This is a genomic window from Pseudomonas salicis (assembly GCF_057128705.1).
Map to the genome: position 1 here is coordinate 381,782 of NZ_JBSKHU010000001.1, position 15,492 is coordinate 397,273.

At 62.0% G+C, this 15,492-nt stretch carries 14 protein-coding genes and 2 riboswitches; of the genes, 7 read left to right on the forward strand and 7 right to left on the reverse strand.

Translation table 11 applies throughout. The annotated features are described in order from the left end of the window. Positions 1-5 precede the first annotated feature (5 nt). Entirely contained in the window at positions 6-599 is a 594-nt protein-coding gene (gene nfuA, locus ACWKWE_RS01775; protein ID WP_120126365.1) for a Fe-S biogenesis protein NfuA, read from the forward strand. A gap of 696 nt (positions 600-1,295) precedes the next feature. Here the strand turns inward: nfuA and cobM are convergent. From cobM to ACWKWE_RS01795, 4 genes are all read right to left on the reverse strand, one after another. Then, the gene (cobM, locus tag ACWKWE_RS01780; RefSeq protein WP_483849420.1) at positions 1,296-2,042 is read right to left on the reverse strand and encodes a precorrin-4 C(11)-methyltransferase; all 747 of its coding nucleotides are present in this window, start codon (positions 2,040-2,042) and stop codon (positions 1,296-1,298) included. Positions 2,043-2,182: 140 nt separating this feature from the next. Continuing rightward, positions 2,183-2,584 carry a cobalamin biosynthesis protein gene (locus tag ACWKWE_RS01785; protein WP_166598055.1) on the reverse strand — a complete coding sequence of 134 codons (402 nt, stop codon included), beginning with the start codon at positions 2,582-2,584 and terminating at the stop codon, positions 2,183-2,185. Next, positions 2,584-3,309 carry a CbtA family protein gene (locus tag ACWKWE_RS01790; RefSeq protein ID WP_483849421.1) on the reverse strand — a complete coding sequence of 242 codons (726 nt, stop codon included), beginning with the start codon at positions 3,307-3,309 and terminating at the stop codon, positions 2,584-2,586. Before ACWKWE_RS01790 ends, ACWKWE_RS01785 begins: the two co-directional genes overlap by 1 nt. A gap of 11 nt (positions 3,310-3,320) precedes the next feature. Next, the gene (locus ACWKWE_RS01795) at positions 3,321-3,506 is read right to left on the reverse strand and encodes a CbtB domain-containing protein (RefSeq protein ID WP_483849422.1); all 186 of its coding nucleotides are present in this window, start codon (positions 3,504-3,506) and stop codon (positions 3,321-3,323) included. A gap of 97 nt (positions 3,507-3,603) precedes the next feature. After that, positions 3,604-3,816: riboswitch (cobalamin riboswitch) on the reverse strand. Between the two features lie 67 nt (positions 3,817-3,883). Next, positions 3,884-4,104: riboswitch (cobalamin riboswitch) on the forward strand. A gap of 133 nt (positions 4,105-4,237) precedes the next feature. Here ACWKWE_RS01795 and cobW point away from each other — a divergent pair. The 4 genes from cobW (at position 4,238) to ACWKWE_RS01815 (ending at position 10,943) form a co-directional block, all read left to right on the forward strand. Then, positions 4,238-5,308 carry a cobalamin biosynthesis protein CobW gene (gene cobW / locus ACWKWE_RS01800; RefSeq protein ID WP_401146752.1) on the forward strand — a complete coding sequence of 357 codons (1,071 nt, stop codon included), beginning with the start codon at positions 4,238-4,240 and terminating at the stop codon, positions 5,306-5,308. Between the two features lie 2 nt (positions 5,309-5,310). Then, on the forward strand, positions 5,311-9,084 hold the full coding sequence (cobN, locus tag ACWKWE_RS01805) for a cobaltochelatase subunit CobN (RefSeq protein WP_483849423.1): 3,774 nt from the start codon (positions 5,311-5,313) through the stop codon (positions 9,082-9,084). A gap of 183 nt (positions 9,085-9,267) precedes the next feature. Continuing rightward, positions 9,268-10,278, forward strand: a complete 1,011-nt coding sequence (locus tag ACWKWE_RS01810; protein ID WP_483849424.1) for a magnesium chelatase ATPase subunit I — start codon at positions 9,268-9,270, stop codon at positions 10,276-10,278. A 2-nt stretch (positions 10,279-10,280) separates the two neighbouring features. Further along, positions 10,281-10,943 (forward strand): vWA domain-containing protein, encoded by a 663-nt coding sequence (locus ACWKWE_RS01815; RefSeq protein ID WP_166598111.1) that lies wholly within the window; start codon positions 10,281-10,283, stop codon positions 10,941-10,943. 57 nt (positions 10,944-11,000) lie between these two features. Here ACWKWE_RS01815 and ACWKWE_RS01820 read toward each other — a convergent pair whose 3' ends face one another. Next, positions 11,001-11,267: a hypothetical protein gene (locus ACWKWE_RS01820; RefSeq protein ID WP_166598061.1), complete on the reverse strand. Its 267-nt coding sequence runs from the start codon at positions 11,265-11,267 to the stop codon at positions 11,001-11,003. A 388-nt stretch (positions 11,268-11,655) separates the two neighbouring features. On the opposite strand from ACWKWE_RS01820, the gene ACWKWE_RS01825 reads away from it, so the two are divergent. Beyond that, positions 11,656-12,975 carry a sigma-54 dependent transcriptional regulator gene (locus ACWKWE_RS01825; RefSeq protein WP_483849425.1) on the forward strand — a complete coding sequence of 440 codons (1,320 nt, stop codon included), beginning with the start codon at positions 11,656-11,658 and terminating at the stop codon, positions 12,973-12,975. Between the two features lie 254 nt (positions 12,976-13,229). On the opposite strand, the gene ACWKWE_RS01830 is transcribed toward ACWKWE_RS01825, so the two are convergent. Then, positions 13,230-13,754 (reverse strand): AAA family ATPase, encoded by a 525-nt coding sequence (locus ACWKWE_RS01830; protein WP_483849426.1) that lies wholly within the window; start codon positions 13,752-13,754, stop codon positions 13,230-13,232. A 5-nt stretch (positions 13,755-13,759) separates the two neighbouring features. After that, positions 13,760-14,323 (reverse strand): nicotinamide riboside transporter PnuC, encoded by a 564-nt coding sequence (pnuC, locus tag ACWKWE_RS01835; RefSeq protein WP_483849427.1) that lies wholly within the window; start codon positions 14,321-14,323, stop codon positions 13,760-13,762. 336 nt (positions 14,324-14,659) lie between these two features. Between pnuC and ACWKWE_RS01840 the strand changes: the two genes are divergently transcribed. After that, positions 14,660-15,490, forward strand: coding sequence for an undecaprenyl-diphosphate phosphatase (locus tag ACWKWE_RS01840; protein ID WP_166598065.1), 831 nt, complete (start codon positions 14,660-14,662; stop codon positions 15,488-15,490). The last annotated feature ends 2 nt before the right edge of the window (positions 15,491-15,492 follow it).

Consider the following 15,492-nt stretch of genomic DNA (forward strand, 5'->3'; position numbering starts at 1 on the left):
TTTTCATGACCGCTATTACTATTACCGATGCCGCCCACGATTACCTGGCCGATCTGCTGCAAAAGCAGAACACCCCCGGCATCGGCATCCGCGTGTTTATTACCCAGCCTGGCACCCAATACGCTGAAACCTGCATCGCCTACTGTAAGCCGGGCGAAGAGAAGCCGGAAGACAAGGCCATTGGCCTGAAGAGCTTCACGGCGTGGATCGACTCGTTCAGCGAAGCGTTTCTGGACGACGCGGTGGTCGATTATGCGACCGACCGCATGGGTGGCCAGCTGACGATCAAGGCGCCGAATGCGAAGGTGCCGATGGTCAATGCTGACAGTCCGATCAACGAGCGCATCAATTATTACTTGCAGACGGAGATCAATCCGGGCCTGGCGAGTCACGGCGGGCAGGTTACGCTGATTGATGTGGTTGAGGAAGATGAGGCAAACATTGCTGTGTTGCAGTTCGGTGGCGGTTGCCAGGGCTGTGGGCAGGCGGATGTGACGTTGAAGGAAGGGATTGAGCGTACGTTGCTGGAGCGGATTCCCGAGTTGTCGGGTGTGCGTGATGTGACGGACCATACTCAGAAAGAGAATGCTTACTACTGAGTGGTCTTCGCGGTAGTCAGAAGCCCCGATTTGGTCGGGGCTTTTTTATGCGTGGCGTTTGGGGGATTGGGGTTTGGGTACGGTAAGGGCGAGTGTGTTGTGTGCTTGGGTATGGGGGCATATCCGGTTTTTCCGTCGGGGCTGGCTGAGGTTCCGCCCTTACGGCGGGTCACTTTTTCCAAGAGCCGAAAGTCGGACCACGAAAAAGTAACCAAAAAGGCCCTGCTCCTGGTTTGGCCCTCGTTCCTCGGGTGCCCTCACTCCGGCGACGCTCCGTGGGCCCGCGCCGAACGGACATCCATGTCCTTGCGGCGCTCTCGCGGCATCCATGCCGCTCGACCCACTCCGCGCCGCCTGCGTTCGGCCTGCACCCAAGTCGCGTTCTGCGGTGTCTGGACTGGCGCGCAAAAGAGCTTTTCTGGCTGGAGCTAACGCTCTTCGCGGCTCTGGATAGCAACGCGATTCCTGTTCTAACCCCAATCCCCCTGTGGGAGCGAATTCATTCGCGAATGGCCGGTACATCCAACCCATCTCCATCGCCTGAACCCTTTTCGCGAATGAATTCGCTCCCACAGAGTTGGCATCTGTCCGCAGGATTATGGTACGCCTCAACACCCGTGGGAGACGCCGGAGGTTACGACGGCAGCGAAGGCGGACGATCAGACAACCCCCGTTTCACAGCCCGCAGCTGAAATATCACGGCCTGTACACATGCGCATGCCCTGCGCGGTAGAGGGATGATTCGCTGAAGGTGTCGTTGCCAAGGACACGTCCCACGAGGATCAGTGCTGTGCGTCGAAAGCCTTTGGCGGCGACCTTGCCTTCGATGTCGGCGAGGGTGCCGGTGACCCAGTCCTGGTCAGGCCAGCTGGCGCGGTGTACGACGGCGATGGGACAGTCTTGGCCGTAGTGGGGGGTGAGTTCAGCGACGATTTTGCCGAGGTTGTTCACGCCCAGGTGAATCGCCATGGTGGCTGTGTGTCGCGCGAGTTCGCCCAGGTCTTCGCCTTCAGGCATGGCGGTTTTGTCGCCGTAGCGAGTGAGGATGACGCTTTGCGAGATGTCCGGCAGGGTCAGTTCGGTGCCGAGCAACGCGGCGCAGGCGGCGGTGGCAGTGACGCCGGGGATGATTTCGAAGGGGATGCCCAGTTCGCGCAGGTGACGAATCTGTTCACCGATGGCGCCGTAAAGGCTGGGGTCGCCGGAGTGGACGCGGGCCACGTCTTGGCCTTGTGCATGAGCAGATTTCATCAAGGCGATGATCTGTTCGAGGTGCAGTTCGGCGCTGTTGGTCACCTGAACGGCTTGATGACCTTCTAAAACGGCCTCGGGCACTAGCGATCCGGCGTAGATGATGACGGGGCATGTGCGGATCAGGCGCTGGCCTTTGACCGTGATCAGGTCAGGGTCGCCGGGGCCTGCGCCGATGAAGTAAACGGTCATTGAATCTCCAACGTATAGCGGGGTTGATCCTCTGTGGGAGCGAATTCATTCGCGAAGGGTCGGTACAGCCAATACATCTCTAGCGCCCGAACCGCTTCGCGAATGAATTCGCTCCTACAGAGACTGCATCGCCAAATGCGTCATGGGCTGGCCGCCAACGCAAACGTGGCCCGTGAGCTGTTTCGCCGTTCGATCACCAACCTCGCCGACGACCCGCCCAACCGCGCCGCCATCGCCAGTGCTGCGCTTTCGGCCACGCCGTAGCAGCCGGTGCTGTCGAACGCGATCTGCGAATGATGACTCAGCTGCGGCTCGAACGCTGCCAGTTCTTCGGCGCTGAAGAACGCCAGCGGCAGGCCGAGCCGTTCAGCCAGTTCCAGCAACCCCGCCTCTGACGCTTTGCTGTCGATAGAGGCAAGGGCGGTGATGTCGGACAGCGACAGGCGATGTTCCAGCAGGCTGACCTCAATCAACCCTTGCAGCACCGACGCCGGGCAGTCGCGCTGGCAGCCGAGGCCGATCACACGAGTGCCCGGGTTCATCAGGCGTGGCTCAGCTCGGTGGCGGTCAGTTGCGTGTTGTGACGACGGAACAGCCACGCGCTGATCAGGCCCATCGCGACCCAGAACGCCGCGTTGGTCAGCAGAGAAGCGATCTTGAATTGTGCCTCCAGCGCTTCAGGGGCCAAAGCCGAATGAACCTCCGGTTGCGGCGCGCCGATCACGTGGGGCACGACGAGAATCGCTGCGCCCAGCACTTTCAGCAGCCAATGGCGGGCGAAGACAATCAGCGCCAGGCCGACGGCTGTTGACGCTGCGGTGCTGACCCACCAGGTCTGGCGCAGGGTCAGGTCGGCGGCGGCGGTGCCCGGTAATTCAGGCGGCAGACCGAGGGTCGGCGCGAGGACAAACACCGCGAAACCGGCCAGGCCCCACAGCGCGCCTTCGCGAACGCTGTTTGGCGTGCGCAGTGTGTACAGCGCCGCGAGCATCAGCGCGAAACCGACCGCGACCACCAGGTTGCCGCCGGTCGTCGACAGCACGCGCTGCCAGCCGTCTTCCGGTTCCCAGGCTTCTTCATCATGAACGTGAGCCGCCATGGCGCCGTCGCCATGCGCGTGCTCATGCACTTCTGCAGCGGCGGGGGCGTGTTCGTAGGTTTCCGCTTCGAGGATCAGCGGCGCGACCCAGAAGCTTTGCAGCAAGGTCAGCAGCAGGGCGGCGAGCAGTCCGGTGAAACCGGCCGTTTGAGCGATTCGCTTGAACATGGCGGCAGGTCTCAGTGGCAAGGGAAGGCGGAACTGTGACGGGTGTCGTGGGCGGCGTTGTGCACGGCGGCGATGTGCGAGAACCCGGCGAAGTAGACCAGGGACGCGCCAAGGATCATCGCGCTGATGGCGGCAGTGAGGCGTTGGCTTTGGGTGCTGGCAGTGCTTGCGGATTGGGATGTGGTGCTGATCGACATGGCGCTTCCCTCTGAGGTCTCAGCGAAGGGAAGGCGCAAAGCAAACCACTGACCGACGTCAGTAGCCAACTCAACAGCGCCCGCCCACCGCGGGTTTGTTATGTGAATGTGTCGGGCCGGTCTCCGGGCTTGCGAGGGGCAGTGGACCTGCCGTCAAGAATCACCTTCCCGTGCCGCAATGGCACAGTGGATCTGATTCTTCGCTCGCTTACCGTTGCGGGGGCAGCGCCGGACTTGCACAGACAAGAGGTCTGCACGCACCGGTTTCCCGTTTCACCCTGTGAAGGGCACCCGTAACAAGGCGTGTAGGAGACCACGGAGCCGGTTGGCAGTCAATCGCAGCGCCGTTTCCTCGTTGACCTTCCCCCGGCCACTGCGTAGCCTTGCGCACTTGAGGTTCGCTGCTCTGCTTGAGTCGGACGCGGCGCTAAGAAGGGAATGTGGTGCAAGCCACAGCTGCCCCCGCAACTGTAAACGGTCATGTTCATTGCACAGCCACTGCGCGAGCGGGAAGGCGCGATGAATGCGTCTGATCTGGCAACACTGCCAGCCATTCGCCGCCGTGAGCCAGGAGACCTGCCTCGAACACGGGCCTGTTTTTCAGACAGCCCGACGCATTCTCAACACAACCGGGCGGGGTGATCCGGTGGCGAATCGAACGGCGGGCCTGTCTTCTGCGAGGGCAACGCGGTTCTCGTCCTGTTTGCCCGCCGCTGCGCCTGAGGGCAACCATGAAAACACTGGCCAAACTTCCCGTCACCATCGTCACCGGCTTTCTCGGCTCGGGCAAAACCACGCTGCTGCGCCACATGCTCGACAACGCTGAAGGCCGTCGCATTGCGGTGATCGTCAACGAATTCGGCGAGCTGGGCATCGACGGTGAAATCCTCAAGCAATGCACCATCGGTTGCACCGAGGAAGAAGCCAACGGCCGCGTCTACGAACTGGCCAACGGCTGCCTGTGCTGCACCGTTCAGGAAGAATTCTTCCCGGTGATGCAGGAACTGGTTGCTCGTCGCGGCGATCTGGACCACATCCTCATCGAAACCTCGGGCCTGGCGCTGCCAAAGCCGCTGGTCCAGGCTTTCCAGTGGCCGGAAATCCGCAACGCCTGCACCGTTGACGCCGTGATCACCGTGGTCGACAGCCCGGCCGTCATCGCCGGCACCTTCGCCGCCTTCCCGGATCAGGTCGACGCCCAGCGCAAACTCGACCCGAACCTGGACCACGAATCGCCGCTGCACGAACTGTTCGCCGACCAACTGGCCAGCGCTGACCTTGTCATCCTCAATAAGGCCGACATGCTCGACGCTGCTGCCTTGGCCGCCGTGCGCGCTGAAGTCGCCGAAGAACTGCCGCCTGCGGTGAAAGTCATCGAAGCCAGTAACGGCCAGCTGCCGATCAGCGTGCTGTTGGGCTTGGGTGCCGAATCCGAGCTGCACATCGATGGCCGCAAGACCCACCATGATCATCACGACGGCGATGACCACGACGACCACGATCACGACGCTTTCGATTCTATTTCCATCTCGCTGCCCCAGGCCGACGAAGCGCTGTTGCTCGACGCGCTGACCCAGGCCGTCGTGCAGCACGGCATCCTGCGCGTCAAAGGCTTCGCGGCGATTCCGGGCAAGCCGATGCGCCTGCTGGTGCAAGGCGTCGGCACACGTTTCGACAAACACTTCGACCGCGCGTGGAAAGCCGATGAAGCGCGCGTCAGCCACTTCGTGCTGATCGGTCAGGAACTGGACGCTGCCGTGCTGGAAGCCCAGCTGCGCGCCGCGCTTGAGATCAAAGGCTAACCATGCACCTGCTGCGCACCCAGCCCGGCGGCTTCGTCCCCGACGACAGCATCGCTGACCTCGGCCAGACCCCCGCCGATCTGGTGATCCTGTGCAGCGGTGACTCCCATCTGGCGTTGCTCGCGGAAACCGCGCAGCAACTGCCGGACGATTACCCCAGCCTGCGCCTGGCCAACCCCATGCAGGTGCAAAACCACGCCTCGGTCGACCTGTACGTCGAAGAGGTGTTGCAGCACGCCAAGGTCATCCTCATCTCGCTGCACGGCGGCATCGGCTACTGGCGCTACGGTGTCGAGCGGCTGGTGGAGCTGGCCTCTCGAAAGCACGGCGGGGTGAAGCTGATTCTGGTGCCTGGCGACGATCGCCCGGACCCGGAGCTCAGCGACCTCAGCACCGAACCTGCCGAGGACCGCGACCGGCTTTGGCACTACCTGCGCCAGGGCGGAAAACACAACGCGTTACAGCTGTTCAATTGCCTGGCCAATCGCTGGCTGGATCGCGATTACGTCTGGGACGAGCCGCAGACGCTGCCCCGGGTGGCCATCTATCACCCGCGCAAGGCCAGCGCCGACCTCGCTGACTGGCAAGCCGACTGGCACGTCGATCAACCGGTGGCGGCGGTGCTGTTCTATCGCTCGCACTTGCAGGCGGCCAACACCGGGTTCATCGATGTGTTCTGTGAGCGGCTGTTGGCCCAGGGCCTTAACCCGTTGCCCATTGCGGTGGCCAGCCTGAAGGAACCGGCGTGCCTCAGCGCCGTGCAGGACTGGCTCGACGAGACCGAGTGCGAAGTCATCCTCAACACCACCGGTTTCGCCCAATCCAGCCCGGAAGCCCCGCACCTGCGACCGTTTCGCCGCAACATTCCGGTGATTCAGGCGATCTGCGCCCAGGACAACGAACCCGCATGGCAAGCCAGCGAACAGGGCCTCGGCGCTCGGGATCTGGCCATGCACATCGCGCTGCCAGAACTGGACGGGCGCATCATCAGTCGGCCCATCAGCTTCAAGGACCTGGCCTGGCACAGCGAGCGCAGTCAGTCCGATGTGGTCTGCTACCGCGCCCAACCCGAACGCATGGATTTTGTCGCCGAACTGGCGCGACGCTGGGTGTTGCTGGCGCGCACGGCCAACGCCGACAAGCGTGTGGCGCTCATTCTGGCCAACTACCCGACCCGCGACGGGCGCATCGGTAATGGCGTCGGCCTGGACACCCCGGCAGCAGCGCTGAACATCCTAAAGGCCCTGCAAGACGAGGGCTATCCCGTCGAAGGCTTGCCGGCATCGGGCACCGCGCTGATTCATGCCTTGCTGGGCGGTGTCACCAACGACCCGGACAGTCTCGATCAGCGCCCTTGCCACCAGAGCATGGCAATGGACGACTACCTGGCCGCCTTTGATGCGCTACCTGAGGCCAATCGCGACGCCGTGATCGAGCGCTGGGGTTCACCGCAGAGCGACCCGATGTGTCGCAACGGCCGAATGATGATCGCCGGGCTGCGTTTCGGCCTGACCTTTGTCGGCATTCAGCCGGCTCGGGGCTACAACGTCGATCACAGCGCGGTTTATCACGATCCGGACCTCGTTCCGCCCCACGGCTACCTGGCCTTCTATTTCTGGCTGCGCAAGGCGTATGGCGCACACGCGGTCATTCACGTCGGCAAGCACGGCAATCTCGAATGGCTGCCGGGCAAGGGCGTCGGCCTGTCCGAACAGTGCTGGCCGGACGCGATCCTCGGGCCGATGCCGAACATTTATCCGTTCATCGTCAACGACCCGGGTGAGGGGGCCCAAGCCAAGCGTCGCACGCAGGCCGTCATCATCGACCACCTGATGCCGCCCCTGACCCGCGCCGAAACCTACGGCCCATTACGCAATCTGGAATTGCTCGCGGACGAGTATTACGAAGCGCAAATGCTCGATCCGCGCCGCGCCCGTGAGCTGCAAAAGGATATTCTCAGGCTGGTGCGCGAAACCCACATCGACCGGGAACTGGCGCTGAGCGAAGACCTCGACAGCGATGCCGATGCCGCGATCTGGTTGCCCCGGCTGGACACGTACCTGTGTGATCTGAAGGAATCGCAGATCCGCGACGGGCTGCACGTGTTTGGCGAATCCCCGAGCGGGCGACTGCGTATTGATACCTTGGTGGCGATCCTGCGGGTGCCCCGTGGCGATGGCCGGGGGGCGAATGCCAGTCTACTGCGGACCTTGAGCAACGCGCTGGCGCTGGGTTTTGACCCGTTGGACTGCGAGTTGGGTGCGCCGTGGGCGGGGCCGACACCTCAGGTTTTACATGAAGTCAGTGATGATCCGTGGCGCACGGTAGGGGATACACGGGAGCGGCTGGAGCTGTATGCAGCGTGTTTGATTGAGCAGATCACGAGCGGTATTCAAGAAGTTTATTCTTTTAAAAACAACGAATTAACCGAAGTTGTTAATGCAATTGCACAGGTCGTAATACCGCGTCTCGACAGCTGTGGGCCTGCTGAACTTCAAGGCTTGCTGGATGCGCTGAGTGGCCGTTTTGTCCCGGCAGGCCCCAGTGGCGCGCCGAGTCGCGGGCGGCTGGACGTGCTGCCGACAGGGCGTAATTTCTTCTCGGTGGACGTGCGCAACCTGCCGACCATGACCGCGTGGCGCATCGGCTTTCAATCAGCAAATCTCTTGCTGGAAAGGCACTTACAAGACAATGGTGACTATTTACGTCAGCTGGGCTTGTCGGTCTGGGGCACGGCGACCATGCGCACCGGAGGCGACGACATTGCCCAGGCCATGGCGCTGATGGGCGTGCGTCCGGTGTGGGCGGCGGGGAGTCAGCGGGTTGACGATTTCGAGATTTTGCCCCTGAGTTTGCTGGACCGGCCACGGGTGGATGTCACGCTGAGGGTGTCGGGATTCTTCCGCGATGCTTTCGCCAATCTCATTCGCTTGTTTGATGCCGCCGTGCAAGCCGTCGCCGCGCTGGATGAGCCCGACGACATGAATCCGCTTGCCGCCCGCGTTCGTCAGGAGCGCGAGCAACTGGAGCGCGAAGGCTTGAGCGTCGAACAGGCGGCGAAACAGGCTGGCTGGCGCATCTTTGGTGCCAAGCCGGGGGCCTATGGCGCGGGTGTACAGAACGCCATTGACGGCCGCCTGTGGCAAACGCGGCAAGACTTGGCTGAGGTGTACCTGAACTGGGGCGGCTATGCCTATGGCGCCGCCGATGAAGGAACCCCCGCGCGCAACGACTTCGCCAAACGCCTGAGCCAGGTCCAAGCCGTGGTGCAGAATCAGGACAACCGCGAGCACGACCTGCTCGACTCCAACGACTATTACCAGTTTCAGGGCGGCATGCTGGCAGCGGTGGAAAGCCTCAGCGGCGACAAGGTGGCGAGCTACCACGGCGACCACAGCCAGCCAGACCTGCCGAAAATCCGTACCTTGAAAGAAGAGCTGAACCGGGTGGTGCGTTCGCGGGCGGCGAATCCGAAATGGATCGAAGGCGTCAAACGGCACGGCTATAAAGGCGCGTTCGAAATGGCGGCGACCGTGGATTTCCTGTTCGCGTTCGATGCGACGACCGAGCTGATCGACGATCACCAATACGCGCTGCTGGCCGACGCCTACCTGCTCGACGCCTCGACGCGGGACTTCATCCAGCAGCACAACCCCGATGCCCTGCGGGACATGACCGAGCGGATGCTGGAAGCTCAGCAGCGCGGGTTGTGGCAGGAACCGGGCGAGTACCGCGCGGCGCTGGAAAACCTGTTGTTGGATATTGAAGAGACATGATGTTTTCGTCTGTGCGCCGCAGCGGTCGGGGCAGGGCGCGGACAGAAACTGTGGGAGCGAATTCATTCGCGAGGCGTCGGTGTATTCGCCACATGTGTGTCGGTCGATCGACCGCATCGCGAATGAATTCCCACAGGGTATTTCTAGCGCACCGACTATTTGTAATCAGACCAGAGCCCAACCATGACCGACACCCCTCATTTCCCCCTGGCCGCCGTCGTGGGCGCCGACGCGCTGAAACTGGCGCTGTGCCTGACCGCCATCGACCCGAAAATCGGCGGGGTGTTGATCGAGGGGCCGCGGGGTATGGCCAAGTCCACCCTGGCCCGTGGGCTCGCTGACCTGTTGGCCAGCGGTCAGTTCGTCACGCTGCCGTTGGGTGCGACCGAGGAGCGGCTGGTGGGCACGCTGGACCTGGACGCGGCGCTGGGGGAAGGGCGGGCGCGGTTTTCGCCGGGGGTCTTGGCCAAGGCTGATGGCGGCGTGCTCTATGTCGATGAAGTCAACCTGTTGCCGGATCATCTGGTCGACCTGCTGCTGGACGTGGCGGCCAGCGGAATTAATCAGGTCGAGCGCGACGGTATTTCCCATCGTCACCCGGCGCGCTTCGTGCTGATCGGCACCATGAACCCGGAAGAAGGTGAATTGCGTCCACAGCTGCTCGACCGCTTCGGCCTGAACGTCGCGTTGAGCGGCCAGACCTTGCCCGAGCAGCGTGGCCAGATCATTCGCCGTCGGCTGGACTTCGACGCGGACTCTGAAGCGTTTTGTCAGCAATGGGCAACCCAACAGCAACAGCTCAAAGACCGTTGCGAAAACGCCCGAGGCCTGTTGTCGGGCATCGAACTGGACGACGTCAGCCTCGCTGCTATCACCGAGCGCTGTTTCGCGGCGGGGGTCGATGGGCTGCGGGCGGACCTCGTCTGGCTGCGCGCTGCCCGTGCCCATGCGGCATGGCGGGGCGCTTCGGCCATTACGGACGAAGACATCGATGCCGTGGCCGAATTCGCCTTGCGCCATCGACGTCGTGAGGCTCCGCCACCCCAGTCGCCAGCGGCCTCGCAACCGGACGCGCCCGCGCACGCACCCCACACGCAAAAAGAGCAGGGCGACGGCCAATGGGGTGAACTGCCCGCCCAGACTGTCGCCACCGGTGCTCGCCGGGAAGTGCCCAGCTGGCCAAAAAAGCCCTAGGCATTCGCCCTCGCCTTAAGACGGGGGCGGATGCCAGCCCCCGACCGGGTCGACTCAACGGCGGTAAAAGCGGTGCTGCCCGTTCCGGGACCGACGGCGCCATTGCCTGGCTGCCGACGCTGTTGAAAGGCCGCCCCCAGCGCCGCGCCGATCTGGTTCGCCAGCCGCGAACCCGGCGTGAACAGACCCTGTGGCTGGTGATCGTCGACGCCTCGGCCTCGACCCGACGCCATCAAGCGTTGAGCCTCGCCAAAGGCGTTCTCGCGCAGCTGTTCGATGACGCGTATCGCCAGCGGGCGAGGTTGGCGTTGTTGACCGCCGGCGGTGCGCAGGCGCGCTGGCAGCATCACGGCCTGAAAGCAGGCTCGGCGTTGCAGCCGTGGCTGGAAACGTTGGGGGCGGGGGGTGGGACGCCGCTGTTCGAGGCCATCGAAGAGGCAGGGCAGTGGCTGGGCAAACGCCAGCAACGTCATCCGGGCGAATCGCAACGGGTGCTGATCCTGACAGATGGCCGCGTGAAGGACATTCCGCCTCTCACGGGCTTCCACTGCCCGAGCCTGTTGATCGACATCGAGCGTGGGCCCATCCGGCTGGGAAGGGCCGTCGAACTCGCCCGTCAATTGAACGCCGAATACCGGCATATCGATGCATTGACGGACGCTTGAAGCTGCTCCCTATAAAAAGCAGCTAAAGGGCGGCCCGTATAGTGCCGCGTCCGATGATCAGGCGGGCATGGTCCAGGGTTCGAGGCAGTAGCCTTCGTCGCTGATTTCTGCACGGGCCTGTTCAAGAAATTGCGCCAGTTGCTTCGGATCGGAGTAGGCGCTGCTTGGAATCTGTTTGCGGCCAATACGGGTGCTGGTGCGATCAACCACGGTCAGGCTCAACTCGCCGTTACCGTCCTGTGGTGCCCAGGCGACGCAACGGAAAGGTTCGAAGGCGTGACCGGCGATCAAGAGAGCATCGTTAAAGCGCAAAGGGGCGTTCATGGAAAGTCCTCAAAGTGCCCGTATCAGTTCAATCACCGTTGGCGGGCGTCCCAAGCGGTGCGTACTTGTACTGATGACCTTCGCGGGGGGGTGAGTCACACGATGAGCCGCTTTTTTTCAAATTATTTCATAAGAACCGATTTATTTTTCGGCGCATGTCCGTGTTTCGTGGCGTTTACGGGTGTTAAAGGCCTGATTCAGTCGGCTGATACCCCTTTTAGTGCCATTTCGCCAATGCTAATCGCGTTTAGTTCTTAGGCTTATAGATAAACAATCCAAGCGAGTGTCAAATATTTGCTAATGTAACAACCGAGGTCGCCAAGACACTGTTTCTAAAACTTTTTTTATTCTGAAATGTTATTTGAATCCTGGCGCCAAGGAATCTCCCATGCATGAAATGGCATCGATCCGCCGCCTGTTAATTGTCGAACCCTGCGAGGAATGTTTGCGTCTGATTCCCGGTTTACGTACAGCCGGCTGGGAAGTGGACAGTTGCACCCTCGCGTCCGCCGCGTCCCGCCAATGCGACGTCGGCCTGATTCGCTTGATGCCTCAGCATTTCGAGCAGCCTCAGCTCATCAAGGACCTGATTATCCGCAGCCATACGGAATGGATCGCTGTGCTGACCGCCGATGACCTGCGGCGGGAGTTGATCGGGGATTTCGTCTGCGAATGGTTTTTTGATTTCCACACCTTGCCGTTCGACGTCGCCCGCGTGCAGGTGACCCTGGGTCGCGCCTATGGCATGGCCCGTCTCAGGGCTCAAGGCGCCCGATACGGGAATGGGGCCGAGCACGAAATGCTCGGGGAAAGTCGGCCGATTCGCGAGCTGCGTCGCCTGCTGACCAAGTTGGCGCCGACTGAATCGCCGGTGTTGATCCGCGGCGAAACCGGCACCGGCAAGGAATTGGTGGCGCGCACGCTGCACATGCAATCCCAGCGACGGCTCCAGCCGTTCATCTCGATCAACTGTGGCGCCATCGCCGAGCATCAATTGCAGGCGGAGCTGTTTGGCTACGAATCCGAAGGCCCCAACGGCAACGTGCAACGCAAGCCCGGTCGGATCGAGGCCGCGAATGGGGGAACTCTGTTTCTCGACGAGATCGGTGACCTGCCGCTGGACGTCCAGGCCAATCTGCTGCGTTTTTTGCAGGAGCGTCATGTCGAAACGGGAGGCGAGCGGATTCCGGTGGACGTGCGGATTCTCGCCGCGACCCATGTGGACCTTGAGGCCGCCATTCGCAAGAAGCGGTTTCGTGAAGACCTGTATTACCGGCTGAATGTGCTGCAAGTCGGCACGGCGCCGCTGCGGGAGCGGCATGGTGATCTGGCGTTGCTGGCCAACCATTTTGCGCATTTCTACAGCCAGGAAACCGGTCGACGTCCGCGTAATTTCAGCCAGGACGCCTTGGTCGCCATGGGCAAGCATGATTGGCCCGGCAACGTTCGCGAGCTGGAAAACCGCGTGCGACGCGGGCTGGTGCTGGCGGAAGGGCGGCAGATCGAAGCGTTCGACCTCGGGTTGCTGGGGGAAGAGGAAATCAGCTCCAGCATGGGCACGCTGGACGAATACAAATGCCGGGCGGAGCGTCAGGCGCTGTGTGACGTGCTGACACGCCACAGCGACAACCTCAGCGTGGCGGCGAAAGTCCTGGGGATTTCACGGCCGACGTTTTACCGGTTGCTGCATAAGCATCAGATTCGGTGAGTGGCCTGACAGTAGGGGTTGGAATCAAGCCCCGTTACGCCCGAAGGCCTTGGCGTGACGGGGATCATCTGTAGGAGCGAATTCATTCGCGAAAGCGGTGGTACGGACGACGCATCTGTGTTGAATGTACGGCCCGTTCGCGAATGAATTCGCTCCCACAGTAGGGATCGCGTCGGGCGCGGATGTGAAGGTGATCACGAAGTCCTGTGGGAGGGTGTTCGACTTGGTAACTCAGGTTGCTGCCACCACCGGAATCAGCCGTTCAACAACCGCTCCAACGCCGCAACCGCCCTGTCCCTGCGGTAGCTCCAACTGCCGCCGATCACTTCATAGCGTTGGCCGTGCCGGTCCAGCCATTCCCGGCTGGCGTCGAAGAATGCCTGACGCTCGGCCAGCGAGGGCTGGCAACGCTGGCCGTCGCCGATCCATTCCACGCCTTCGGGGGAGAGCAGCAGATGCAGGTCGTAGTGCCGGTCAAGCAGGGCCTGTTCCAGCCATGGCGGGCAGTCGCCGAACAACGTGCGACTCCACAGGATGTTGCTCAGCAAATGCGTGTCGAGAATCAGCAGTTCAGGCGCACGTGCCCGGGCGGCGTCTTCCTGCGCCAGTTGACCCCGTGCGATCGCCGGGATGTCGGCGTAACAGGTCTCACGTTGTTCCTCATCGATGAACTGGCGCACGTATTCGCCCACCAGTTCGCCGCCGAAGCGCTGTTGAAGATGATCGGCCAGCCAGCTTTTGCCGCTGGATTCGGGGCCTGCCAATACCAGAACTTTCATGATGATCAGCGCACCAGCGCCGGGTCGGCTCGCCAGTCGCGCCACCCTTGCACGGCCAGCAGGGTGAACAGGGCGTACAACGCTGCTGTCAGGTACAGCGCCTTATAAAGGAACAGCCCGACGAAAATGACATCCAGCACGATCCACAGCGGCCAGCATTGCACGCGCTTCTGGGCCATCCACACCTGCGCCACCAGGCTGAAGCCGGTGAGGGCGGCGTCGAGCCACGGCTGCGCCGCGTCGGTGAAGTGCGCCATCGCGGCCCCCAATGCAAGGCTGACCACCGCGCCGATGGCCAGGCTCAGGGCCAACGCGCTGCCGCCCAGTGCCGTCACCTGGCGGCCTTCGGCGACGGCGCCGCGACGGGTCCATTGCCACCAGCCATACAATTGCAACACGGCATAGACACCCTGCAACAGCATGTCGGAATACAGCTTCACGTCGAAGAAGATCCAGACGTACAGCAGCACCATCACCAGCCCGATCGGCCAGCACCAGGGGTTTTGTTTGACTGTCAGCCAGACGGCAATGACACCGAGTGCTGCGGCGAACAGTTCAAGCCCGGACATGGAGACTCCTGCGAAGGGAAAGGGGAAGAGAGAAAAAAGGCCTGCGATTGTAAGCGGTTTGAGGACCGTTGTGGCGCGCAGATTTCAAGGCGGGCAAAGACCCGCCAGCAACCGGTCAGATGCACTTTACTGCCCCTCCACATGAAAGATTGCGCACCCGTATCCGGGCTAGAGCGTTCGTCGTGAAGGTCTGTTAGGATCGCGCCGCTCGCGTGTTCGAGCCGCGATCTTGACTGTTGATGCTGTTTTTACATCGGACCGTTTATCGTGTCCTGAACAGTGCTGGAAACATATCAAGAGAGCCCTGCCACGAGCAGGCTCCACTCTGGGGGAATGATGGATCTTTGGACCGCCGCACAGGCGTTAATACTGGGTGTCGTGGAAGGGTTGACGGAGTTCTTGCCGATCTCCAGCACCGGGCACCAGATCATCGTCGCCGACCTGATCGGCTTCGGCGGCGAACGGGCAATGGCCTTCAACATCATCATCCAGCTGGGGGCGATCCTGGCGGTGATGTGGGAGTTTCGGCACAAGATTTTCCAGGTCGTCACCGGCCTGCCGACCCAGCCCCAGGCCCGCCGTTTCACCGTGAATCTGATCATCGGCGTACTGCCGGCGGTGGTACTGGGTGTGCTGTTTTCCGACCTGATCCATGAATACCTGTTCAACCCCATTACGGTGGCGGCGGCGTTGGTCATTGGTGGTTTCATCATGCTGTGGGCTGAACGCCGCCAGCACGAAGTGCACGCTGAAACCGTTGATGAAATGACATGGTCCGACGCGCTCAAGGTGGGTTTCGCACAGTGTCTGGCGATGATTCCCGGCACCTCGCGTTCCGGCTCGACGATCATCGGTGGCCTGCTGTTCGGCCTGTCGCGCAAAACGGCGACGGAGTTTTCGTTCTTCCTCGCCATGCCGACGATGATCGCCGCGTCGCTGTACTCCGGTTACAAATACCGCAACCTGTTCCAGCCCGATGACTTCGCGGTATTCGCCGTCGGATTCATCACCTCGTTCATCTTCGCGATGATCGCGGTGCGTGCCTTGCTGAAGTTCATCGCGACCCACAGTTATGCGGTGTTTGCCTGGTACCGGATCGCGTTTGGTTTGCTGATTCTGGCGACCTGGGTATTCGGTTGGGTCGATTGGTCCAGCGTGCAGGGCTGATG

Coding starts and splice junctions, on each gene's coding strand:
- nfuA (WP_120126365.1), top strand. CDS start 6: ATGACCGCTATTACTATTACCGATGCCGCCCACGATTACCTGGCCGAT.
- cobM (WP_483849420.1), bottom strand. CDS start 2,042: ATGACCGTTTACTTCATCGGCGCAGGCCCCGGCGACCCTGACCTGATC.
- ACWKWE_RS01785 (WP_166598055.1), bottom strand. CDS start 2,584: ATGAACCCGGGCACTCGTGTGATCGGCCTCGGCTGCCAGCGCGACTGC.
- ACWKWE_RS01790 (WP_483849421.1), bottom strand. CDS start 3,309: ATGTTCAAGCGAATCGCTCAAACGGCCGGTTTCACCGGACTGCTCGCC.
- ACWKWE_RS01795 (WP_483849422.1), bottom strand. CDS start 3,506: ATGTCGATCAGCACCACATCCCAATCCGCAAGCACTGCCAGCACCCAA.
- cobW (WP_401146752.1), top strand. CDS start 4,238: ATGAAAACACTGGCCAAACTTCCCGTCACCATCGTCACCGGCTTTCTC.
- cobN (WP_483849423.1), top strand. CDS start 5,311: ATGCACCTGCTGCGCACCCAGCCCGGCGGCTTCGTCCCCGACGACAGC.
- ACWKWE_RS01810 (WP_483849424.1), top strand. CDS start 9,268: ATGACCGACACCCCTCATTTCCCCCTGGCCGCCGTCGTGGGCGCCGAC.
- ACWKWE_RS01820 (WP_166598061.1), bottom strand. CDS start 11,267: ATGAACGCCCCTTTGCGCTTTAACGATGCTCTCTTGATCGCCGGTCAC.
- ACWKWE_RS01825 (WP_483849425.1), top strand. CDS start 11,656: ATGCATGAAATGGCATCGATCCGCCGCCTGTTAATTGTCGAACCCTGC.
- ACWKWE_RS01830 (WP_483849426.1), bottom strand. CDS start 13,754: ATGAAAGTTCTGGTATTGGCAGGCCCCGAATCCAGCGGCAAAAGCTGG.
- pnuC (WP_483849427.1), bottom strand. CDS start 14,323: ATGTCCGGGCTTGAACTGTTCGCCGCAGCACTCGGTGTCATTGCCGTC.
- ACWKWE_RS01840 (WP_166598065.1), top strand. CDS start 14,660: ATGGATCTTTGGACCGCCGCACAGGCGTTAATACTGGGTGTCGTGGAA.